This window comes from Pseudomonas sp. PGPR N4 (genome assembly GCF_059693665.1).
In genome coordinates this window covers 219,995-242,196 of the sequence record NZ_JCAUKV010000005.1, presented here as the reverse complement: position 1 = coordinate 242,196, position 22,202 = coordinate 219,995, and the positions used below count along the sequence as shown (strand labels likewise).

Annotated in this window: 21 protein-coding genes; 12 read left to right on the top strand and 9 right to left on the bottom strand. The window is 62.1% G+C overall.

All coding sequences use genetic code 11. The features are described 5' to 3' along the window. Nucleotides 1-15 precede the first annotated feature (15 nt). Together AC58X1_RS19555 and AC58X1_RS19550 are read left to right on the top strand one after the other, a co-directional pair. Nucleotides 16-1,032, top strand: a complete 1,017-nt coding sequence (locus AC58X1_RS19555) for a DUF4917 family protein (protein ID WP_101321913.1) — start codon at nt 16-18, stop codon at nt 1,030-1,032. A gap of 51 nt (nt 1,033-1,083) precedes the next feature. Then, nucleotides 1,084-1,449, top strand: a complete 366-nt coding sequence (locus tag AC58X1_RS19550) for a FecR/PupR family sigma factor regulator (protein ID WP_497429338.1) — start codon at nt 1,084-1,086, stop codon at nt 1,447-1,449. Here AC58X1_RS19550 and AC58X1_RS19545 read toward each other — a convergent pair. The 4 genes from AC58X1_RS19545 to AC58X1_RS19530 form a co-directional block, all read right to left on the bottom strand. Then, on the bottom strand, nt 1,438-1,902 hold the full coding sequence (locus AC58X1_RS19545) for a helix-turn-helix transcriptional regulator (RefSeq protein WP_101323096.1): 465 nt from the start codon (nt 1,900-1,902) through the stop codon (nt 1,438-1,440). The two genes, AC58X1_RS19550 and AC58X1_RS19545, sit on opposite strands and share 12 nt — an antisense overlap. 47 nt (nt 1,903-1,949) lie before the next feature. Then, the gene (locus AC58X1_RS19540) at nt 1,950-2,225 is read right to left on the bottom strand and encodes a hypothetical protein (protein ID WP_101321915.1); all 276 of its coding nucleotides are present in this window, start codon (nt 2,223-2,225) and stop codon (nt 1,950-1,952) included. 175 nt (nt 2,226-2,400) lie between these two features. Further along, entirely contained in the window at nt 2,401-3,627 is a 1,227-nt protein-coding gene (locus AC58X1_RS19535) for a class I SAM-dependent methyltransferase (RefSeq protein ID WP_101321916.1), read from the bottom strand. 97 nt (nt 3,628-3,724) lie between these two features. Next, the gene (locus tag AC58X1_RS19530; protein ID WP_101321917.1) at nt 3,725-4,342 is read right to left on the bottom strand and encodes a hypothetical protein; all 618 of its coding nucleotides are present in this window, start codon (nt 4,340-4,342) and stop codon (nt 3,725-3,727) included. A gap of 220 nt (nt 4,343-4,562) precedes the next feature. Here AC58X1_RS19530 and bglX point away from each other — a divergent pair, with 220 nt between their 5' ends. The 6 genes from bglX (at nt 4,563) to AC58X1_RS19500 (ending at nt 13,065) form a co-directional block, all read left to right on the top strand. Next, nucleotides 4,563-6,854, top strand: coding sequence for a beta-glucosidase BglX (gene bglX / locus AC58X1_RS19525; protein ID WP_497429363.1), 2,292 nt, complete (start codon nt 4,563-4,565; stop codon nt 6,852-6,854). A 102-nt stretch (nt 6,855-6,956) separates the two neighbouring features. Beyond that, nucleotides 6,957-8,714 carry a sensor histidine kinase gene (locus AC58X1_RS19520; RefSeq protein ID WP_497429337.1) on the top strand — a complete coding sequence of 586 codons (1,758 nt, stop codon included), beginning with the start codon at nt 6,957-6,959 and terminating at the stop codon, nt 8,712-8,714. Beyond that, a complete protein-coding gene (locus tag AC58X1_RS19515) occupies nt 8,708-10,042 on the top strand; it encodes a sigma-54-dependent transcriptional regulator (protein WP_101321919.1) in 1,335 nt (444 codons plus the stop codon). The genes AC58X1_RS19520 and AC58X1_RS19515 overlap by 7 nt, the downstream gene beginning before the upstream one ends. 269 nt (nt 10,043-10,311) lie before the next feature. Then, on the top strand, nt 10,312-11,631 hold the full coding sequence (locus AC58X1_RS19510) for an MFS transporter (protein ID WP_101321920.1): 1,320 nt from the start codon (nt 10,312-10,314) through the stop codon (nt 11,629-11,631). 310 nt (nt 11,632-11,941) lie between these two features. After that, nucleotides 11,942-12,346 carry a heme utilization protein gene (locus tag AC58X1_RS19505; protein WP_259076016.1) on the top strand — a complete coding sequence of 135 codons (405 nt, stop codon included), beginning with the start codon at nt 11,942-11,944 and terminating at the stop codon, nt 12,344-12,346. 107 nt (nt 12,347-12,453) lie between these two features. Further along, a complete protein-coding gene (locus tag AC58X1_RS19500) occupies nt 12,454-13,065 on the top strand; it encodes a flavin reductase family protein (RefSeq protein WP_101321922.1) in 612 nt (203 codons plus the stop codon). Here the strand turns inward: AC58X1_RS19500 and AC58X1_RS19495 are convergent, their stop codons facing one another. Together AC58X1_RS19495 and AC58X1_RS19490 are read right to left on the bottom strand one after the other, a co-directional pair. After that, nucleotides 13,066-13,299, bottom strand: coding sequence for a hypothetical protein (locus AC58X1_RS19495; RefSeq protein ID WP_101321923.1), 234 nt, complete (start codon nt 13,297-13,299; stop codon nt 13,066-13,068). A gap of 42 nt (nt 13,300-13,341) precedes the next feature. Further along, nucleotides 13,342-13,638: an antibiotic biosynthesis monooxygenase family protein gene (locus AC58X1_RS19490; RefSeq protein WP_101321924.1), complete on the bottom strand. Its 297-nt coding sequence runs from the start codon at nt 13,636-13,638 to the stop codon at nt 13,342-13,344. A 202-nt stretch (nt 13,639-13,840) separates the two neighbouring features. On the opposite strand from AC58X1_RS19490, the gene AC58X1_RS19485 reads away from it, so the two are divergent. Further along, the gene (locus tag AC58X1_RS19485; protein WP_101321925.1) at nt 13,841-14,752 is read left to right on the top strand and encodes an AraC family transcriptional regulator; all 912 of its coding nucleotides are present in this window, start codon (nt 13,841-13,843) and stop codon (nt 14,750-14,752) included. 12 nt (nt 14,753-14,764) lie between these two features. On the opposite strand, the gene AC58X1_RS19480 is transcribed toward AC58X1_RS19485, so the two are convergent. Then, nucleotides 14,765-16,402: a 5-guanidino-2-oxopentanoate decarboxylase gene (locus AC58X1_RS19480; RefSeq protein ID WP_497429336.1), complete on the bottom strand. Its 1,638-nt coding sequence runs from the start codon at nt 16,400-16,402 to the stop codon at nt 14,765-14,767. Between the two features lie 114 nt (nt 16,403-16,516). Here AC58X1_RS19480 and AC58X1_RS19475 point away from each other — a divergent pair, with 114 nt between their 5' ends. Further along, a complete protein-coding gene (locus AC58X1_RS19475) occupies nt 16,517-17,389 on the top strand; it encodes a LysR substrate-binding domain-containing protein (protein WP_497429335.1) in 873 nt (290 codons plus the stop codon). Nucleotides 17,390-17,395: 6 nt separating this feature from the next. Here the strand turns inward: AC58X1_RS19475 and AC58X1_RS19470 are convergent, their stop codons facing one another. After that, entirely contained in the window at nt 17,396-18,265 is an 870-nt protein-coding gene (locus tag AC58X1_RS19470; protein WP_101321928.1) for an isocitrate lyase/PEP mutase family protein, read from the bottom strand. A 368-nt stretch (nt 18,266-18,633) separates the two neighbouring features. Here AC58X1_RS19470 and AC58X1_RS19465 point away from each other — a divergent pair, with 368 nt between their 5' ends. Beyond that, nucleotides 18,634-20,085, top strand: coding sequence for an MDR family MFS transporter (locus AC58X1_RS19465; protein WP_497429334.1), 1,452 nt, complete (start codon nt 18,634-18,636; stop codon nt 20,083-20,085). A 70-nt stretch (nt 20,086-20,155) separates the two neighbouring features. Here AC58X1_RS19465 and AC58X1_RS19460 read toward each other — a convergent pair whose 3' ends face one another. Continuing rightward, the gene (locus tag AC58X1_RS19460) at nt 20,156-20,788 is read right to left on the bottom strand and encodes a TetR family transcriptional regulator (RefSeq protein ID WP_101321929.1); all 633 of its coding nucleotides are present in this window, start codon (nt 20,786-20,788) and stop codon (nt 20,156-20,158) included. 256 nt (nt 20,789-21,044) lie between these two features. On the opposite strand from AC58X1_RS19460, the gene AC58X1_RS19455 reads away from it, so the two are divergent. Next, a complete protein-coding gene (locus tag AC58X1_RS19455) occupies nt 21,045-22,199 on the top strand; it encodes an efflux RND transporter periplasmic adaptor subunit (protein ID WP_101321930.1) in 1,155 nt (384 codons plus the stop codon). The last annotated feature ends 3 nt before the right edge of the window (nt 22,200-22,202 follow it).

Sequence of the window (22,202 nt, the reverse complement as noted above, 5' to 3'; positions counted from 1 at the left end):
AACCACGGACCCCGCATGCCCCCAGTTGACGCCCACCTGACTTCCTGGCCCGAGCTCGAGCAACGCCAGCCGTGCCAGGCCCTGCTCCTGGGCAACGGCGCCAGCCGTGCACTGTGGAAGCCGTTTGGTTATTTTTCGTTGTTCGAGCAGGCACAGAAGGTACGTCACAAAGGCCTGGGCGTCAGTGACCAGGCCTTGTTCAAAGCCTTGGCCAGCGAGCTGTTCGAGCCGCTGCTGAGCACGCTCAATACTACCGTGCGGGCCAACGCCGCGCTGGCGATCAATTCGACTGCGCCGCTCAATCGCTATTACTCGATCAAGGAAGCATTGATTCACGCGATCCGCTCGGTGCACATCCCGTGGCCGCTGCTGCCCAGCGCCAACCTGAGTGCGATCAATCAGGCGCTCAGGGCCTACCGCAGCGTCTACACCAGTAACTACGATCTGCTTGTGCCTTGGGCAGTACGACAGGCGCCCGAAGGATTTGCTGCGCTGTTCGACGAAGAAGGTTTTTTCGATGTCCGCCGCACTCACGCGGAGGGCACCCGGGTATTGCATCTGCACGGCGGCCTGCACCTGCTCAAGCTGCCAGACGGCAGCACGCGCCAGCGCAGCGCCGAAAACGGTGAGTTGCTTGACGGCTTTGCCGTAAATATTCCCGGCGAGGTGCCGCTGTTCATCAACGAAGACCGCAGCGAGCACAAGCTGCGCGCCATTCGCAGTTCGGATTACCTGAGCTGGGGCCTTGGCCAGCTGGCAAGCGAACGAGAGGGCCTGTGCCTGTTCGGCCAGCATCTGGACAGCACGGATCAACACCTGCTCGATGCCATCCGCCAGGCCCGCCCGGCTCATCTGTGCATTGCCATTCGGCCATTGAGCGAGGCGTCGATCATCAACCAGAAGCAGCACTTTCTGCAGCGTTTCGGCGATATGCACGAGACCTCGTTGCATTTCTTCGACGCCAGCAGTCATCCGCTCGGCGCCCCAGACCTGGCAGTCGAAGTGCCTGCCGACTTTGCCCGCCGGCGCTGACCGGCGAGCGCACGGTAGCAGTAAACAGTAACGAGCGCAGGAACCCGGCAGATGAACCCGCTAGACGATTTCGAGGCAGACTCGATCGATGCTCAGGCCGCAGGCTGGCTGGTGCGCAATCGCTATGACTCATCAAGGCATAATCGCAAGGCGTTCAAGCAGTGGCTGCGCGACCCAGAGCATGCCCGCGCCTATCGCCAGCTCGAACACCTGTGGCAGGACCTGGAAGCGCTCAAGCAGGCCGCCAACCCACTCGCGCCTGTGGCGCAGCGATCACCACGGCGGCTGGTGATGATTGCTGCAGTGGGCATGGCCTGTGCCGTTATGACCGCAAGCCCGGAAGCCCACGGGCTTTTTCTACAGAGCGCAGACCTGCGGGCAAGTCAGTTGCCCGCAGGGGCTAGTTCAGCTGATTAAATGGCTAGGCGCGTTGACCATAATTCGCTCATGAGCGCGGACCACGTTGAGCCTCATCGCTACTTTCGCTACATCGACGATTTCCTGAGCGAAAGAGTACGTTTGCCGCGCCTGCATCCAGGAAAGGACTTCGGCCAAGTGCCAGATTGATGGGTTTCCTTCGTGGACTGGTGGAGGAAAACTCAAATAGTGCACCAACATGAGTTTGCGCATGTTCTGCCGCGACACGCCGACAACCTCCGCGACATCGGTTAACCCAACCAGGTCGGGAGTTACTTCCACAAGATGGGCTTGAGGGACAGCTCGCTGCACGTCCGCAAGGGCGCTATGCACTGCATCCTGAGCGGATCCCGCCTCGCGTGCGAACTCCAGCGCCAGCCGGCCTGGCTGGCCGACTCCGACAATAGCGTCATCACATCCCGACGCGCCTAGACGCTCCAGCAGACCATCCATGTCCTGATCGTTGGTTAACTGGTATCTGAGCGTGAAGATATATTCCGTCACTTTGACTCTCTCCCTGCGTGATCAATGCTGCGACGATGAACAACGCAGTTGTCGACGATTCGTCGTATCTGACGCGCAAACGTGTCTGGATTCTTGGGTGTGCTCCAGATACTTGCCACGCAGAATTCACCGCACCGACACTCATCGCTGTTGTAAGGACAGTAGATTTTGCCCCAGCAATGGCCGCCACCCGCTACCACTCTCCAGCCTTGCGCCTCTGCGTATCTGAGAGCCTGCTCAATCTCTTTCTTGGAATGCGCGTGGCGAGGGATCAGTTGATCTCCAGTATGTGAACATGCACCTTGGTTGTCAACCGACAACCAAGGTGCTCGGCAATCATTGCCGTGATCACATTACAGTGAGAAAAACCGAAGCAGGGTCGTAGCAAGTCAGCTTAGGAACGGTCCTACGCAGTGTCAGGATGCTTCGGACACAGCCAATTGTTGGTTATTCCCCCACAACAGCAATCAACCCATCCGCCTGCAACAACGTCTCCAGGCAGTGCTCCTTGACCCCATAAAAGCGCTTGAGCTCGGCAATTTTCTCCAGCAACACCGTGGCATCCACCGGCTGCTTGCGCTTGACCGCAAGGATCATCTTGTTCTTGTTGGTGTGTTCCAACGAGATGAACTCGAACACCTTGGTCTCGTAGCCGCAGGCTTCCAGGTACAGCGCGCGCAGGCTGTCGGTGAGCATCTCGGCCTGCTGGCCGAGGTGCAGGCCGTATTGCAGCATCGGCTGCAGCAAGCCGGGGCTTTGCAGTTGTGGGCGGATCTGTTTGTGGCAGCACGGCGAGCACATGATGATCGCGGCGTTGCAGCGGATGCCGGTATGAATGGCGTAGTCGGTGGCGATGTCGCAGGCATGCAGGGCGATCATCACGTCGATGGCGGCGGGCACCACGCTGCGCACGTCACCGCACTCGAACACCAGGCCCGAATGCTCCAGGCGTGCCGCTGCGGCGTTGCAAAGGTCGACCATGTCCGGGCGCAACTCGACGCCGGTCACCTGCGCCTGGCGGCCAAGGGTGTTGCTCAGGTAGTCGTGCATGGCGAAGGTCAGGTAGCCCTTCCCTGAACCAAAATCGGCGACTTTCAGCGGCTGCTCGGCAGCCAGTGGTGCGCTGGTGAGGGCGTGGTCGAAGACTTCGATGAACTTGTTGATCTGCTTCCACTTGCGCGACATCGACGGGATCAACGCGGACTGCGCGTCGGTAACGCCCAGATCACGCAAAAACGGCCGGGTCAGTTGCAGGTAGCGTTTCTTCTCGCGGTCATGCCCTGCCGAGGCTGCCTCGCGTGCTGGCTGCGCGAGATGGCGCTGCAGCATCGGCTTGCCCTTCTTGCTGAAGGCCAACTGCACTTCACCTTCGCTGGTGAACAGGTGGGCGTTGCGAAAGCTCGCCGGCAGCAGCTCGGCGACCAGCGCCTGAACCTGCTGGTTGGGCAGATTGCGGGTGATGTCGCGGGTCTCATAGCGATAGACCAGGGACAGACTGGGCTGGCCTTTGATCAGCAGCGGCTTGGCAATGATCCGCTGTAGGCTTTGCTCGGCGCCAACATGCTTGGCCAGCACCAGCTTGGCCAGGCTGCCGGCCTCCAGCGAGTCGGCCAGCAGACGCAGAAACTGGGCAAGCGGATCAGCCGCAGACGAAGTGGAAGGCGTGGCAGGCATGGGACGGTGGGGCCTCGAATAACCGGGAGCGCAGTGCGCAGTGGCCGGCATTCTACGTTGCCGCCCGGCCTTCGCGAAGTTTTCTCGACAGCCGTGGTTAGTCCAGGATCACCAATCGATTGGGCAGTTGGTTACGTCGCTGGGTGGCCGGCAATGGTCGACTGAGCTGCTCGGCACAGGCGTCGATGCACTCGACAAAGCCCTGTAGGGTCTGACCCTGGCGGACCTGCTCGGTAAAGCGGGCGATCAACGCGGCGCGTACACGCGGGTCGAAGTGCTGTTCAATGCCGCGGTCGGTCAGAATCGTGACAAAGTTCTCGGCCTGACTGACAAAGATCAGCAAACTGCTGGTGCCGTGATCACGTTGCCGTTCAAGGGCTCGAAATTGCTGGCGCGCAAGGCTCAGCGCAGTGCGCTGACACAAGCACCTGGGCATCAGCCGATGCCCCAGCCGTGGGTGGCGCAGCAGCAGGCACAGGGCGACGAAGATCACCAGTTGCGCCACCAGCAGGCCGCGCACGCTTGGCCAGCCCAGCAGCAGGTGCAGCAGCCCCGGCACCAGCAATGCCAACAGCGCCGCACAAAACAGCGGCAGGTAGGCAAACTCGTCCGCCCGCCGCGCCAGCACGCTGACCAGCTCGGCGTCGGTACGCCGTTCAGCCCGGGCTATTGCTTCGGCGACCAGCCGTTGCTCATATTCGGTAAACACACTCATGCCGTTGGTCTCTCGATCGTTCTTATAGTTGTTGTCCCGGCACCGGGCTGGCGCGAGTGTATCTCAACAACTACCAGACATCAGGCATAATCCACCGCAGCCGCCAATGCTGCAGGGAAGATCAACAAACGATCGACTTTTGGCCAAGAACAATAGCCGCCTGAACCCTTCGGCCACACGCATTCGTGTGGCCATGACCCAGGCCTCGAATACGGAATTGATGATGAAACTGTCCATGCTCGGCCTGGCCATGGCCTTCGCCACTCAGGCAACGTTTGCCGCCACTGCTGCCCCGCCCCTGCAGGACAAGCAGGCATTCATCGAGCACTTGATCAGCCAGATGAGCGTCGACGAGAAAATCGGCCAGTTGCGCCTGATCAGCATCGGCCCGGAAATGCCGCGCGAGAAGATCCGCGAAGAGATTGCTGCCGGGCGCATCGGCGGCACCTTCAACTCGATCACCCGCGACGAGAACCGGCCGATGCAGGACGCCGCCATGCGCAGCCGCCTGAAGATCCCGATGTTCTTTGCCTATGACGTGATTCACGGCCACCGCACCACCTTTCCGATCAGCCTGGGCCTGGCGGCCACCTGGGACATGCAGGCCATCGCCAAGGTCGGCCGCACCTCGGCCGCTGAAGCGGCTGCCGACAGCATCGACATGACCTTTGCACCGATGGTCGACATCGCCCGTGACCCGCGCTGGGGCCGCACCAGCGAAGGCTTTGGCGAAGACACCTACCTGACCTCGCAGATCGGCCAGGTCATGGTCGAATCGTTGCAGGGCAGCAGCCCGGCCAACCCGGACAGCATCATGGCCATCGTCAAGCACTTCGCCTTGTATGGCGCGGTGGAAGGCGGGCGCGACTACAACACGGTCGATATGAGCCTGCCGAAAATGTACAACGACTATCTGCCACCGTACCGCGCCGGCCTCGATGCCGGCGCAGGCGGCGTGATGGTCGCGCTGAACTCGATCAACGGCGTGCCGGCCACCTCCAATACCTGGCTGATGAACGACCTGCTGCGCAAGGACTGGGGCTTCAAGGGCGTCACCATCAGTGACCACGGCGCGATTCAGGAACTGATCCGCCACGGCGTGGCCCAGGACGGCCGCGAAGCGGCCAAGCTGGCGATCAAGGCCGGCATCGACATGAGCATGAATGACTCGCTGTATGCCGAAGAACTGCCGGGTCTGGTGAAATCGGGCGAAGTGACCCAGGCCGAACTGGACCAGGCCGTGCGCGAAGTGCTTGGTGCCAAGTACGAGATGGGCCTGTTCAAAGACCCGTACCTGCGTATCGGCCAGGCCAAGGATGACCCCAAGGACGTGTATGCCGACCAGCGCCTGCACCGTGACGCGGCTCGGGATGTGGCCCGACGGAGCCTGGTGCTGCTGGAAAACCGCGAGCAGACCCTGCCGCTGCGCAAGGCCGGCACCATTGCCGTGGTCGGCCCACTGGCCGATGCACCGATCGACATGATGGGCAGCTGGGCCGCCGCTGGCCGGCCAAACCGCTCGGTCACCGTGCGCGAAGGCCTGCGCCGCGCCGTTGGCGATCAGGCCAAGTTGATCTACGCCAAGGGCGCCAACGTCAGCGGCGACAAAGCGATGGTCGATTACCTGAACTTCCTCAATTTCGATGCTCCGGAAATCGTCGACGACCTGCGCCCTGCTGCGGTGTTGATCGACGAAGCGGTCAAGGCCGCACAACAGGCTGACGTGGTCGTGGCGGTAGTCGGTGAATCGCGCGGCATGTCGCACGAGTCGTCAAGCCGCACCACCCTGGAAATCCCGGCGGTGCAGCGTGACCTGATCAAGGCGCTGAAAGCCACCGGCAAGCCACTGGTGCTGGTCCTGATGAACGGCCGGCCGTTGTCGATTGACTGGGAGCGGGAACAGGCCGACGCCGTGCTGGAAACCTGGTTCAGCGGCACCGAGGGCGGCAACGCCATCGCTGACGTGTTGTTTGGCGACTACAATCCGTCGGGCAAACTGGCGATCACCTTCCCGCGTTCGGTCGGGCAGATCCCGATGTACTACAACCACCTGCGCATCGGTCGGCCGTACACACCAGGCAAGCCGGGCAATTACACCTCGCAATACTTCGAAGAGCCCAATGGCCCGCTGTACCCGTTCGGTTACGGCTTGAGCTACACCAGCTTCGAACTGTCCGGGTTGAGCCTGGACAGCAAAACCCTCAAGCGTGGCGACACCTTGCAGGCCAAGGTCACCGTGAAAAACACCGGCAAGCGTGACGGCGAGACTGTGGTACAGCTGTATCTGCAGGACGTCAGCGCGTCGATGAGCCGCCCGGTCAAAGAGCTGAAGAATTTCCACAAGTTGCTGCTCAAGGCGGGTGAGTCGCGCACTGTCAGCTTCAACATCAGTGAGGATGACCTGAAGTTCTACAACAGTCAGTTGCAGCGGGTCGCCGAGCCCGGCCAGTTCAACGTTCAGGTCGGCCTGGACTCTGAAGCGGTGCAGCAGCAGAGCTTCGAACTGCTGTAACCCGGCCCCTGGCGCCGCGGCACCTTCACTGCATGATTACACCGCAATGAAGGCCGCCAGCGGCGACCTCTGGCTCAGCTGAACCTCTCAGGAACCGCCCCCATGCCTTCTTCGTTTCGAGCCTTGCGTCTGGGCCTGGTCGTGCTGCTGATTCTGCTCGGCACTGCTCTGAGCGCTGGCTGGGCGATGCATCAGGCCAAGCGCCAGTCGATGCAGACCGACGCCCAGCGCGCAGCGCAGCAACTGGGCCTGTATGCCAACTCGCTGCACACCCTGATCGAACGCTATCGCGCCCTGCCTGCAGTGCTGGCGCTGGACCCGGAGCTGATCGCCGCGCTGGCAGGGCCGGTCGAGCCGGCGGTTCAGCATGCGCTCAATATCAAGCTGGAGCGGATCAACGGCGCGGCCGATTCCTCGACCCTGGAGCTGCTCGATCACACCGGTCTCGCCGTCGCCGCCAGCAACTGGCGCCTGCCGAGTACCTATGTAGGCTCCAACTACGGCTTCAGGCCTTACTTCAAACAGACTCGCAGCCAAGGCAGCGGGCGCTTCTATGCTGTCGGCGTCACCAGTGGTATCCCGGGCTATTTCCTCTCCAGCGCGGTCAAGGACCTGCAAGGACGTTTCCTCGGGGCGATGGTGGTCAAGCTGGAATTCCCCGAACTTGAGCGCGAGTGGCGTCAGGGCAGTGATGTGCTGCTGGTCAGCGATGCCCGCGGGATCATCTTCATTGCCAATCAGGACGGCTGGCGCTACCGCGAACTGAGCCCGCTGTCCGGGGCTGACCGAGCCGAACTGGCTGCTACCCGCCAGTACGACAAGCAGCCACTGCTGGCGCTGCAGCACCAGGTGCTGACCCGCTTCGACGAGCACAGCCAACTGAGCCGGGTGCAAGGCCCTGACGGCCCGGTCGAATACCTGTGGCAGAGCCTGCCATTGCCCAGCGAGGGCTGGACCCTGCATTTGCTGCGCAAGCCGCAGGTCAGCGAAGACGTGCGCAATGCCGGGCTGGCCGCTGCAGCCATCTGGCTGAGTCTGGTGTTCGCGATCCTGTTCGTCAGCCAGCGTATGCGTCTGGCCCGCTTGCGTCAGCGCAGCCGCGAGGCGCTCAAGCGCCAGGTCGAAGAACGTACCCGGCAATTGCGCACGGCCCAGGAGGGCCTGGTGCAGGCGGCCAAGCTGGCCGCGCTGGGGCAGATGTCGGCGGCGCTGGCGCACGAGATCAACCAGCCGTTGACGACCCAGCGCATGCAACTGGAGACCCTGCGGCTGTTGCTCGACCACGGTCGCCATGACGAAGCGCGTCAGGCGCTGGAGCCACTGGAGCAGATGCTCACGCGTATGGCGGCGCTCACCAGCCACCTGAAAACCTTCGCCCGCAACAGCCCTGGCGGCCTGCGCGAACGGCTGGATCTGGCTACGGTGGTCGATCAGGCGCTGCACTTGCTGGACACCCGCATCCGCAGCGAAGAGGTCGAAGTAGCGCTGTATCTGGCCCGCCCGGCGTGGGTGCGCGGCGATGCCATTCGCCTTGAGCAGGTGCTGATCAATCTGCTGCACAATGCCCTCGATGCGATGGCCGACAAACGCTACAAACGGCTGGAGATTCGCATCGAGAACCACGCCAATGACTGGCACCTGAGCGTGCTCGATTCCGGCGGTGGGATCGACTCGGCCGACCTGGCCAAGGTCTTCGATCCGTTTTTCACCACCAAACCGGTGGGCGAAGGGCTGGGCCTGGGCCTGGCCATTTCCTATGGCATCGTCCGCGAAGCCGGCGGCCAGTTGCAGGTCGACAACCTGCCCGGCGGCGCTCGTTTCAGCCTAAGCCTGCCACGCGATCTGGAGCCTGCATGTTGAATTCAGTGATAGTCGTCGATGACGAAGCCAGCATCCGCACTGCGGTGGAACAATGGCTGGGCCTGTCAGGCTTTGCCGTGCAACTGTTCGCGCGCGCCGATGAGTGCCTGGCGCAACTGCCCGAACACTTCCCCGGGGTGATCATCAGCGATGTACGCATGCCCGGCATGGATGGCCTGCAACTGCTGGCCGAGCTGCAGGCACGCGACCCGGACTTGCCGGTGATTCTCCTGACCGGCCACGGTGATGTACCAATGGCGGTCGAGGCCATGCGCAGCGGCGCCTATGACTTTCTGGAAAAACCGTTCACCCCGCAGCATCTGCTCGGCAGCCTGCGCCGTGCCCTGGAAAAACGCCAGTTGGTGCTGGAGAACCGCCGCCTGCATGAGCAGGCCGACCTCAAGGCGCGCCTGGAAACTACGCTGCTGGGGATGTCCCAGGGCCTGCAGCAGCTGCGCCGGCAAGTTCTCGACCTGGCCAACCTGCCGGTCAACGTGCTGCTGCGCGGCGAAACCGGCAGCGGCAAGGAGCGGGTTGCCCGCTGCCTGCATGATTTTGGCCCGCGCGCGGCCAAGCCATTTGTCGCGCTCAACTGCGCGGCAATCCCCGAAGCGTTGTTTGAGGCCGAGTTGTTCGGCCATGAGAGCGGCGCCTTCACCGGCGCTCAAGGCAAACGCATCGGCAAGCTGGAATATGCCAACGGCGGCACGTTGTTTCTCGACGAGATCGAAAGCATGCCGCTGGCCCAGCAGGCCAAGCTGTTGCGGGTGATCCAGGAGCAGAAACTCGAACGCCTGGGCGCCAACCAGAGCATCAGCGTCGACCTGCGCATCATTGCCGCAACCAAGCCGGACCTGCTCGCAGAAGCCCGCGCCGGGCGTTTTCGCGAAGACCTTGCCTACCGCCTGAACGTGGCTGAACTGCGCCTGGCGCCGCTGCGCGAGCGGCGTGAAGATATTCCGCTGCTGTTCGACTTCTTCGCTCGCACAACGGCTGAGCGTCTGCAACGCAGTGTGCCGCCGTTGACCGGTGCGCAGTTGGCGCAGCTGCTCAGCCATGACTGGCCAGGCAATGTCCGCGAGCTGGCCAACGCTGCTGAACGGCATGCCCTGGGGCTGGGGTCGAGCGGGCCTGAAGGCGATGCCGTTGGCCCGTCGCTGGCTGAGCAGATAGAGGCATTCGAGGCACAGTGTTTGCGGGCGGCGCTGCGCCAGTCTGGGGGTGAGATCAAGGCAGTGATGGAGGCGTTGCAATTGCCGCGACGCACGCTCAACGAGAAGATGCAGCGGCATGGGCTGGTGCGGGAGGATTTTCTCGAGCGGGGATAGGCGGAATCTTGCTTATTGGCTGCTATGGGTAGGCGTGAATCTGCCTATTCCGAGTGAGACCGGGGGCTGCTCTGCAGCCCTTTCGCGACGCAAGGTCGCTCCTACAGAAAAGCCACAAGCCTTCTGGCGCCGCCGTCTGCAGGAGCGGCCTTGCGTCGCGAAAGGGCTGCAAAGCAGCCCGAAAATTCTAACTGGCACACCTCCTGCACTACCCCTTCTCAAGCAGCGCTCCGGCGCGCTCCACAAAAACAACGAGAAGGTTACCTCTGATGGATAACGCCACCTCCCTGCCAACCGGGGCGGCCACAGCGCCAGCCGCCGAAAAAACCACCACCAGCCGCCTCAAGTCGATCTTCAGCGGATCGATCGGCAACATGGTCGAGTGGTATGACTGGTACGTATACGCCGCATTCTCGCTGTACTTCGCCAAGGCTTTCTTCCCTGCCGGCGACACCACGGCACAATTGCTCAATACCGCTGCGATCTTCGCCGTGGGCTTCCTCATGCGCCCGATCGGCGGCTGGCTGATGGGTATCTATGCCGACCGCAAGGGCCGCAAGGCAGCGCTGATGGCATCGGTACTGCTGATGTGCGCAGGTTCGCTGGTGATTGCGCTGACCCCAGGCTATGAAACCATCGGCGTCGCTGCCCCCATCCTGCTGGTAATCGCGCGCTTGATGCAGGGCCTGTCGGTAGGCGGTGAATACGGCACCTCGGCAACGTATCTGAGCGAGATGGCGAGCAAGGAGCGGCGCGGCTTCTTCTCCAGCTTCCAGTACGTGACGTTGATTTCCGGTCAGTTGATTGCCTTGGCAGTGCTGATCGTCCTGCAGCAGACCCTGACCACCGAGCAACTGTACTCGTGGGGCTGGCGTGTGCCGTTCGTGATCGGCGCGCTGTGTGCAGTGGTTGCGCTGTACCTGCGTCGCGGCATGGAAGAAACCGCCTCGTTCACCAAGAAAGAGAAGTCCAAAGAGAGCCTGATGCGCACTCTGATGCGCCACCCCAAGGAACTGTTGACCGTGGTCGGCCTGACCATGGGCGGCACCCTGGCCTTCTACACTTACACCACCTACATGCAGAAGTACCTGGTCAACACCGTGGGCATGAGCATCAGCGACTCGACCACCATCTCGGCCGCTACGCTGTTCCTGTTCATGTGCCTGCAACCCGTGATCGGCGCGCTGTCGGACAAGATTGGCCGACGCCCGATCCTGATCGCCTTCGGCGTGCTCGGCACGATCTTCACCGTACCGATCCTGACCACCCTGCACACCATTCAGACCTGGTGGGGCGCGTTCTTCCTGATCATGGCAGCGCTGATCATCGTCAGTGGCTACACCTCGATCAACGCCGTGGTCAAAGCCGAGCTGTTCCCGACCGAGATCCGTGCTCTGGGCGTTGGTCTGCCGTATGCGCTGACCGTATCGATCTTCGGCGGCACCGCTGAATACGTCGCGCTGTGGTTCAAGAGCGCCGGCATGGAAAGCGGCTACTACTGGTACGTCACCGCCTGTATCGCCTGCTCGCTGCTGGTGTACGCGACCATGAAAGACACCAAGACCCACTCGCGGATCACTACTGACTGATCCCGCAGCGGCAATACAGAAAGGGCGCACCGGTAATCGGTGCGCCCTTTTTTCATGTTCACCGCTCAATGTCTTCGCGCCAGTTTCAGCCTGTTAATTCCTCATTAATCTCAGACACCTAGTCTGCACAAGCTGACCAATCACTCGAACCTGCTAGGGCCACAAGCCTGCAGGCGGTGCAAGTCGCACAAATATACATCGATTAATACGATTCAAATGTGCATATTTTTGCGCTTTTTAATCAAATTAATCGGAGTAGGATTTGATTCAAGCAAACAAAACAACCTGAAACCTACCGGAGCAACCAACCATGAAAAACAAACTGATTCTCGCCGTCGCCCTCTCCGTCCTGGCTACCGGCGCTTTCGCTGAAGATGGCTTCGACCGTACCAGTGCTCATTCCTTTGCTGCCGCCAGCACTCAATCGGCAGCGTACGCAGAGGATGGTTTTGACCGCACCAACGGCGCACGCTTCGCTGAAGACGGCTTCGACCGCACCAACGGCGCACGCTTTGCCGAAGACGGCTTCGACCGCACCAACGGCGCACGCTTCGCTGAAGACGGCTTCGACCGCACCAACGGCGCACGCTTCGCCGAAGACGGCTTCGACCGCACCAACGGCGCACGCTTTGCCGAAGACGGCTTCGACCGCACCAACGGCGCACGCTTCGCAGAAGACGGCTTCGACAACACCAAAGGTCATCGCTTCAGCTAAGCCCTGCTGCGGGCACCCAGCCCGGCCTTGCCGGGCTTGATCATTTGCAGCAGCGCGCAGAACCGGCACACTAGGCATCTTGTCCATCCCAGAGCGGCCCTGATCAGATGTACTACTACGAACCTGCAAAAGGCCACGGCCTGCCCCACGATCCCTTCAACGCCATCGTCGGCCCGCGGCCGATTGGCTGGATCTCCTCGCACGATAGCGAGGGCCGGCTCAACCTGGCGCCCTACAGCTTCTTCAACGCCTTCAACTACATTCCGCCGATCATCGGCTTCTGCAGTGTTGGCCGCAAAGACAGCCTGAACAACATCGAACAGACCGGCGAATTCGTCTGGAACCTGGCCACCCGACCGTTGGCCGAGCAGATGAACCAGAGCTGCGCTGCGGTTGCAGCCGATGTCGACGAGTTTGTCCTGAGCGGGCTGACGCCGACGGCATCGCGCATTGTCGGTGTACCGCGAGTGGGCGAAAGCCCGGTGGCGTTCGAGTGCAAGGTAAGCCAGATCATCCAGCTCAAGCGCGCCGATCAGGAACTGGTACCCAGCTGGCTGATCCTTGGCGAGGTGGTGGCTGTACACATCGCCGAGCACCTGCTCAAGGACGGCATCTACGACACGGCTGCCGGTGAGCCGATTCTGCGCGGTGGCGGCCCGCAGGATTACTTCGAACTGGGCAACCTTTTCAAGATGGCGCGGCCGCGCAACGACGGCTGATCACCAGATCAGCTCGCCCTCTTCGCTCACGCCCTGCAAGCGTTCGAGCTCGGCGCAAGCGGCCTCATCGGCCGCGATTGCGCCCTTGAACAGCTGGCCATCAAGCACCTTGTGAAAACGCGGCGTACCCATCCCGGCGAGTGCCTTGACTGCGATGGCAGCGTGATAACCACCGCCCTCAACCGGGACCATCGCTGAAACCGCTTCAAACTGGGCAAATTCTCTACGTGCCATGCTGCGTTTCCTTGTCGAAAAGGCGGCATTGTAACCTGCTGATCACTCGCTGAAGGTATGCAGATCCAGGCTTGCCAGCACCTGCGCCTGCACCAGTTCGCCGAGCAGGTCGAGATTGGCCGAGGCGAAATAGCCAGTCATTGCCTGCTGATCGTGCCAACTGCCGCTGAGCAGCCACAGGTCGTCATCGGCCTGCGAGCGCTGCACGCTGAAGCTCAGGCAGCCGGGCATGCGCAGCGACGGTTCGAGCAGGTCCCGCAGACGCGCGCCAAGCTCGGACGAGCGGCCGTTGCTGGCACGGATAAAAGCCAAGTGGGTGACCGGTTGACGTGGTGTCATGAATGCGCTCCTTGAAACAGGCCAGACGGAAGATCCAGGCGACCAAGGTTATGCTCCGCTTGACCTGCGCCGTTAGGCCATTACTGCGAGCCGCTTGCCTGATCCTGCGCCGCGGCAGGATCAGGCAAGCGACCGACAGCATTCGACTAGCGCCCAAGCTTGCCCAAACCTATCCTGCTCCCCTCAGCAGAGGAAACCCGTCATGACCACCCCATCGCCACTGGACCCCACGCTTGAAGCCCGCCGCGAGGAACTCGCCGGGTTGATCCTGCGCCATGCCGGAGGCGGGCCGTCGGCGATCGACGCGCTATACCTCAGTCGTTACGAGGAAAACCTGCGCGCAATGCCGACCCTGGCGCAGCCTGCATTGTGCATTCTGGCCCAAGGCAGCAAGACGCTGTTTCTGGGTGATGAAAGCTACACCTACGACCCTCTGCATTACATGGTGGTGTCGGTAACCCTGCCAATCACCGGCGCCAGCCTGGATGCCAGCCCGGACAATCCTTGCCTGGGCCTGCGCCTGGACCTGGACCCTGCCGAGATCAGCCAGTTGATTGCCGAGAGCGGGCCGATGCTGGTGCCCAGCCAACCGTCGGGCCGTGGCCTGTTCGTCGAGCGCAGCGATGGCGAGCTGCTCGATGCCCTGCTGCGGCTGGTGCGGCTGCTCGATTCACCACGCGATATTGCAGTACTGGCGCCGCTGGTGCGGCGCGAGCTGCTGTATCGAGTATTGCGCGGCCCGCAGGGCTATCGGCTGTATGAAATCGCCCTGTCCAACAGCCAGACCCATCGCGTGTGCCAGGCCATCGCCTGGCTCAACCGGCATTATCAGCAGCCGCTGCGTATCGAAGAGCTGGCCCGCGAGGTCAACCTGAGCACCTCGACACTGCACCACCGCTTCAAGGCCGTGACCTCGATGAGCCCGCTGCAATATCAAAAACAGTTGCGCCTGCAGGAGGCGCGCCGGCTGATGCTCAATGATGGTGTCGAGGCGGCGGTGGCGGGCTACCGTGTCGGCTATGAAAGCCCATCGCAGTTCAGCCGCGAATACAGCCGGCTGTATGGTGCGCCGCCGATTCGCGATGTCGCCCGCTTACGCGCCAGCGCCAGCTGAGCACTGCCCGAATCAATCACGCACGGCCTGCTGCCATTGCGCCTGATCGACCTGCAGCAGCGTGGGCTTGTTGCGCTCGACGGCGCGGGCCAACGCCGTCTGCAACTGCGCGACGTCGTTGACCTGCTCGGCGGCCGCGCCCAGGCCCTGCGCCACGGCGATGAAGTCTGGGGTATGGATATCCACCCCGACCGGCTTGATATCGCGGTTGAGCATGTACTTCTTGATCTCTTCATAGCCGTGGTTATTCCACAGCAGAACAATCAGCGGCACCTGCGCCTCCACCGCGCTGGCCAGTTCCGGCAGGGTGAACTGCAGGCCACCATCGCCAATCAGGCAGACCACTGGCGCGCGTTGTTTGATCACCGCCGAGCTGCCCAGCCAGGCCCCCATCGCTGCTGGCAACGCATAGCCAAGCGTGCCGTAGCCGGTCGAGGCATTGAACCAGCGGCGCGGCGCAGGCATGTCGAGAGTCAGATTACCGGTGTAGACCGGCTGGGTTGAGTCACCGACCAGCACCACCTCTGGCAGCGTCTGCAACAATGTCTTGAGCAAGCGGGTCTGGCTCAGGCTGGGCTGGTCCCAGCTGGCCGCCAGGGCCTGGCGCAGTCGCGCGGCCCGAGCGGTGCCCCAACTGGCCTGACGCTGCGCTGCTGGCTGCTGCTGCACTGCAGCCAGCAAGGCCTGCGCGGCCTGCTCGGCATCGGCCACCAAGGCAAGCTCCGGCAAATAGTTGCGCACAGTCTGGTCCGGATCGATGTCGATCCGCAGCAGGCTGCCGGGAATCTTGAAACCACCCTGGAAGGTCACGTCGTAGTCGGTTTCTGCCAGCTCAGTGCCAATCGCCAGCACAACATCGGCTTCGCCGATCAGTTCACGGGTAATGGGCAGCGACTGGGTCGAACCAATCTGCAAGGGATGATCTGCCGGCACTAGGCCTTTGGCATTGATGGTCAAAGCTACCGGCGCCTGCAGATGTTCCGCCAATGCGGCCAATGCCGCGCCGGCCGCGAGCGCACCGCCGCCGGCAAGGATCAATGGCCGTTGCGCCTGGGCCAGACGTGTTGCCATCTGCGCAACGGTGGTCGGCGCCGCTGCTGCGCGGCTGACCCGGATCGGTCGGCCTGGCAACAAATGATCGGCCGGCTCGACCAGCACATCCAGCGGGATCTCGATATGCACAGGCCGTGGCCGGGCGCCATCGAACACGGCGAACGCACGCGCCAGCACCTGCGGCAAGTCATCGGCGCTCATCAGGGTTTGCGAAAATGCGCTGACTCCAGCGACCAGCCCGCGCTGATCGGGCAACTCGTGCAGCTTGCCGCGCCCGCCACCCAGGGCATTGCGCGACTGCACACTGGAGATCACCAGCATTGGAATTGAGTCGGCATATGCCTGGCCCATGGCGGTGGTGATGTTGGTCATGCCTGGGCCAGTGATGATAAAGCACACGCCAGGCACGCCGCGCGTGCGTGCATAACCGTCGGCCATGAACCCGGCGCCTTGCTCATGGCGCGGGGTGATGTGGCGAATCGTGGAGCCCGCCAGGCCGCGGTAAAGCTCGACGGTATGCACGCCGGGGATGCCGAAGACATGGTCGACGCCATAGCCTTCGAGGAGTTTGACCAGTACTTCGCCACAGGTTGCCATCGTCCGATACCCGCTTGTTGTTCAAATAATGAGCGTATTGAACCCACGGGGCCGCTATCGTCACAATGCAAAAAAACACATACTAGCCATGACCTCAGAACATGGCTGCACACGATGAATCGACTCCCTCCCCTGTCAGCCCTGCAGACTTTTCTGATCACCGCGCAGCACTGCAACTTCACCCACGCCGGCCAGCAGTTGAATATCAGTCAAGGTGCGGTGAGTCGGCAGATCGCCGGGCTCGAGGCGCATCTGGGCTATGCCTTGTTCGTTCGTCAGGCACGCGGCCTGCGCCTGACCCGCGAGGGCCAGGACTGGTTGCCGCGGGTACAGCAGATGTTCGCGCTGCTCGAACAGGGGGTGCGCGAAGTCGCCGTGCGCAGTGCAGTGCTGCAGATCAAGGCGCCGACCTGTGTAATGCGCTGGCTGTTGCCGCGCTTGATCGAGTGGCAGGCGCTGCGCCCGGACATCCCGGTCGAAGTCACCAGTTCGGTCCAGCACGGGGTCGACTTTCAGCATGAACAGTTCGATGCTGCGGTGCTCTACGGGCCTGCACCCGAGCCTGGACCGCACACGCGAAAGCTGTTTGATGAGCAACTTACGCCGGTCTGCGCACCTTCGCTGTTGAACGGTAATTTGCCCCTGCAGCAACTTGCCGACCTGCCTGCACACATGCTGCTGCACCCGTCCCGCGACGAGCACGACTGGCGCCTGTGGTTAGCGACGGCAGGCTCGACTGAGGTGCATGGCCGACGCCAGCATTTCGAGACGCTGGACATGGCCGTGGCGATGGCTGCGCAAGGTACCGGGGTGGCGATTGGCGACTGGGCATTGATTGCCGATGATCTGCGCGAAGGGCGCTTGTGCATGCCGTTTGCCCTGAAGGTGAGCACCGGCAGCAGCTATTATCTGACCAGCCCGGACAGGCCAATGCCTGCGGGACTGATCGAGTTGCTGGAGTGGCTGCAAACACGCGCCAGGCAATAGCCGCGGTTACTCCTCGACGCTCATGTATTCCTTAGCCCAGCGGATATAGTCCTCAGGCTGGGTATAGGTGTGCGAGAGCTCGGTAGCGCTGAGGTTTTCCGACTTGTTCTGCTGGCCACGCTGCAGGCGCAGGCAATCGTAGGTGGCCTTGATCGCAGCAAAGTAGGCGGCATGGCCATCGACCACGATGCGCACGCCCAAGCGCGCCAGACGCTCGTCATCGCCCAGGTTCGGGTTGCCGTAAGTCACCAGCATCAACGGCACGCTGAGGTGCTCGGAGATCTGCTCGAGGTGGTCGAAGTCCTTGACCCCGACCATGCAGATCGCGTCGGCACCGGCCTTCTGGTAGCTCTGGGTACGGACGATGATCTCTTCGGTGCTGAGTACGCCGGCGTTGGTCCGCGCGATGATCGACAGCGATGAATCGACCCGGGCTTCGAGGGCCGCGCGGATCTTGCCGACGCCTTCGTCGACCGAGATCAGGTCGGTGGACTTGCGCCCGAACTGAGCTGGCAGCAGCGTGTCTTCAATGGTCAGTGCCGCCACGCCCGCGCGCTCGAGTTCGATCACGGTGCGCATGACGTTGAGGGCATTGCCATAACCATGGTCGGCGTCGGCCATGACCGGCAGTTGCGCAACGCGGCCGATGCGGGTGGCTTGCTCGACGAACTCGCTCAGGGTGATCAAGGCAAAGTCAGGCGCAGCCAGTACCTGCAGAGAGGCGACCGAACCACCGAGAATACCCACCTCAAAGCCCAGGTCTGCCGCGATGCGCGCCGACATGGGGTCAAACACGGAAGCTGTGTGGAAGCACGAACCGGAAGCGAGCAGCTCGCGGAAGGCAAAACGTAAATCCTGGTGGGAAGCCCTGGGCATGATCACTCCGCAATAAAGTTGTAATTGAACTGGCTGAAAACCGACCCTTGAATGTGGGGTCTACCTGACCCGTTCCAACCGTCGCCATCTGGGCGGTCATGCTCGACATGCAGGCAGAGGAATAAAAGGCGTGGGCTACAGCGGCGCGGAATACTGCGACTATTTGCTGCACCATGCTGGTGCAAAGCCCCGTAATCAGCCACTGCGGCTCCGCCACGATATCACGCAGCCACTTCGGTTCGGTCGAAAGCGCGTATGCCGATCGTGCATAGGTGATGCACATACTGGATAGGAAGCTACCTAAGTCAGGTTACACTTGGCTTGCGCCTGATGGCCCTGACCTGGACATTTTCATACAAGGTATGACCGTGACTGCCGCACTCCCTCCTGCTGCCCTGCGCCGCGTGCTGACCGCCCTGATGCTGGCGATCTTTCTTGGTGCCCTCGACCAGACCATCGTTGCCGTGTCGCTGCCGGCGATCTCGGCGCAGTTCAATGACGTCGAGCTGCTGGCCTGGGTGATTGCCGGGTATATGGTAGCGATGACCGTTGCGGTGCCGATCTACGGCAAGCTGGGTGACCTGTACGGGCGCCGCAGAATGATCCTCACCGGCACCGCGCTGTTCACCCTGGCCTCGGTGTTCTGTGCACTCGCGCAGAATATCGAGCAGTTGATCCTGGCCAGGGTGCTGCAGGGCATCGGCGCCGGCGGCATGGTCTCGGTCAGCCAGGCGATCATTGGTGATTACGTGGCACCGCGCGATCGCGGCAAGTATCAAGGTTATTTCAGCAGCATGTACGCCCTGGCCAGCGTGGCCGGGCCGGTCCTGGGCGGCGGCTTGACCGCTTACTTGTCGTGGCACTGGGTGTTCTGGATCAATCTGCCGCTGGGGCTGCTGGCGCTGTGGGTCATCGGTCGAGCGCTGAACGGCATGCCGAGCCGCCATCGCGCGGCGAAGGTGGATTATCTGGGGGCACTGCTGCTGATCGTCGGCCTGGGCAGCCTGCTGTTGGGCATCACCCTGATCGGCCAAGGGCACGCCTGGCTGTCGACGCCGGTAGTGGCTTTGTTCGGCTGCGCCAGCCTGGGTCTGCTGCTGTTGATTGTTCAGGAACGCCGCTGTGCCGAGCCGCTGCTGCCGCTCAAGCTGTTCGGAAACCGCGTCGCGCTGGCCAGTTGGGGGGTGATCTTCTTTGCCAGCTTCCAGTCGATCTCGCTGACCATGCTGATGCCGCTGCGCTTTCAGAGCATTACTGGCGCCAGCGCCGACAGCGCTGCGCTACACCTCTTGCCGCTGGCTATCGGCCTGCCGCTGGGGGCATTTTGCGGCGGTCGGCTGACCAGCCGTACTGGTCGCTACAAGCCGCAGATCCTCGCCGGCGCCGTGTTGATGCCTATGGCAATCCTGGTAATGGCGCTGACTCCACCTGACTCAGCGCTGCTCAGTGCGCTGGCGATGATCCTGGTCGGGGTTGCTGGCGGCCTGCAGTTCCCGACATCGCTGGTGGCCAGCCAGAGTGCAGTGCAAGCGCAGGATATCGGCGTGGTGACCAGCACTACCAACCTGTTCCGCTCGTTGGGCGGCGCGGTGGGTGTGGCGTGCATGTCCAGCGTGCTGCTGGCATTGCTGCATATGGGTGGGATTGAGTTGCTCGGCAATCCATTGCTGGCGAATGTGCAGACGGGAACGGCCGACCCGCTGCACCAGGCACAGCTGCTGCAGACCTTCAGCTATCTGCTGACGGGCAGTGCCGCCGTTGCGCTGCTGGGTTTGATTGCTGCAGTGGCATTGCCCGACCGACAACTGCGCGGGCATTGAACCCGCGCCCGGCTGTTAATCGCCGGTTAATCCGTGCCTCACAAGCTCGCGCACAATCCTTCACAAAGTCTCATTTGCGCAAGGCCGGGCTCAGGCGCAGCATGTCCAGGCCCGTGTCGACCCAGCGTTCGGCATTGCCCAGCAGATCGAAGCTGTCTGGCAGCAACAACCAGCGGCCGATCAGACCGTCGATGTAGGCAAAAATCGCTACCGCAGCATGGTCGACCAATAGGTCGGCAGGCAACTGTTCGCGCCGTACTGCATTGCCCAGCGCCAGCACGATACTTTGGTGGCAATCGGCAATGGCCCCTTGGCGCTGCTGGCGGATTTCACACATCTCATCGGTGAACTCGCACTTGTGATGCAGGATCTCATTGATACGCCGGGTCCGCGCGTCCAGCACCAGGTCGTTGAGCACCTGCAACAGCAGTGTGCGCATGCAGCCGAGCGGATCGAGCTCATCCTCGCTCTCGCTGGCGCGAGCCAGATGGTCGTGGCTCTCGTGGACACTGTCGAGCAGCGCCTGGACCAGCTCGGCCTTGTTGCTGAAGTGCCAATAGATAGCGCCACGGGTGACCCCCGCCTGCTGCGCAATATCAGCCAGAGTAGTGCGCGCAACCCCGCGCTTGTAGAAAGCCCGCTCCGCAGCCGCAACAATCTGGGCGCGGGTTTCCTGGGCTTCCTCTTTGGTTCGACGGACCATGGCAGCTCAACCTCATCAAAACCCCAGCGCATGACCTGTGCCAGGGTGGCCAGCGTGGAACACCTCTGGATGGGCGTTTCTCAACACGATTCTGGTCTGTGCTGTGGCAACAGACCGCTACAAATGACTATTTACAAACAACCATGAATGTAAGTATATTCGTTAGTAAGCTACTTATCCAGCCGAATGATTTATTCTGACAAGACTCTTCCATTACTCTTGAGCATCTCCCAGCTCTAGCGACCCGAGGATCCTCATGCAATTCAAGCCAGCTGTCACAGCCCTGGTTTCCGCCGTCGCCCTGGCAACCCTGCTCAGTGGCTGCAAGAAAGAAGAAGCCGCGCCTGCACCGCAGGCTCCTCAGGTCGGCGTTGTAACCCTGCAACCGCAAGCCTTCACCCTGACCTCGGAACTGCCGGGCCGCACCACTGCATTCCGCGTTGCCGAAGTGCGCCCGCAGGTCAATGGCATCATCCTCAAGCGCCTGTTCAAAGAAGGCAGTGACGTCAAGGAAGGCCAGCAGCTCTATCAGATCGACCCTTCTGTTTACGAAGCGACCCTGGCCAACGCCCAGGCCAACGTGCAAGCGACCCGCTCGCTGGCCGATCGCTACAAGCAGCTGATCGATGAGCAGGCCGTATCCAAGCAGGAATACGACGATGCCAATGCCAAACGATTGCAGGCTGAAGCAACGCTCAAGAGTGCCCAGATCGACCTGCGCTACACCAAGGTGCTGGCGCCGATCAGCGGCCGTATCGGTCGCTCGGCGTTCACCGAAGGTGCATTGGTGAGCAACGGCCAGACCGACGCCATGGCCACTATTCAACAGCTTGATCCGGTCTACGTCGACGTTACCCAGTCCACCGCCGAGCTGCTCAAGCTGCGCCGCGAGCTGGCCAGTGGGCAACTGCAGAAATCCGGTGAGAATTCCGCTCAGGTCGAGCTGATTCTGGAAGATGGCAGCACCTTCGCGCAAAAAGGCCGCCTGGAGTTCTCCGAGGTGTCGGTCGATGAAACCACCGGTTCCGTGGTGCTGCGTGCCGTGTTCCCCAACCCCGACCACACCCTGCTGCCGGGCATGTTCGTCCACGCTCGCCTGCAGTCTGGGGTCAATGCCAATGCCATCCTGGCGCCGCAGCAAGGCGTCACCCGCGACCTCAAAGGCACGCCTACGGCACTGGTCGTGAACAAGGACAACAAGGTCGAACTGCGCGAGCTCAAGGCCAGCCGGACTCTGGGCAGCGACTGGCTGATCGAGGAAGGCCTCAACCCGGGCGACCGTCTGATCACCGAGGGCCTGCAGTACGTGCGCCCTGGCGTCGAGGTCAAGGTCAGCGAAGCGACCAACGTCAAGTCTGCGGCTAACCCCAACCAGGCCAACGCGGCGAAAGCTGACGCCAAAGCGGAGTAAACC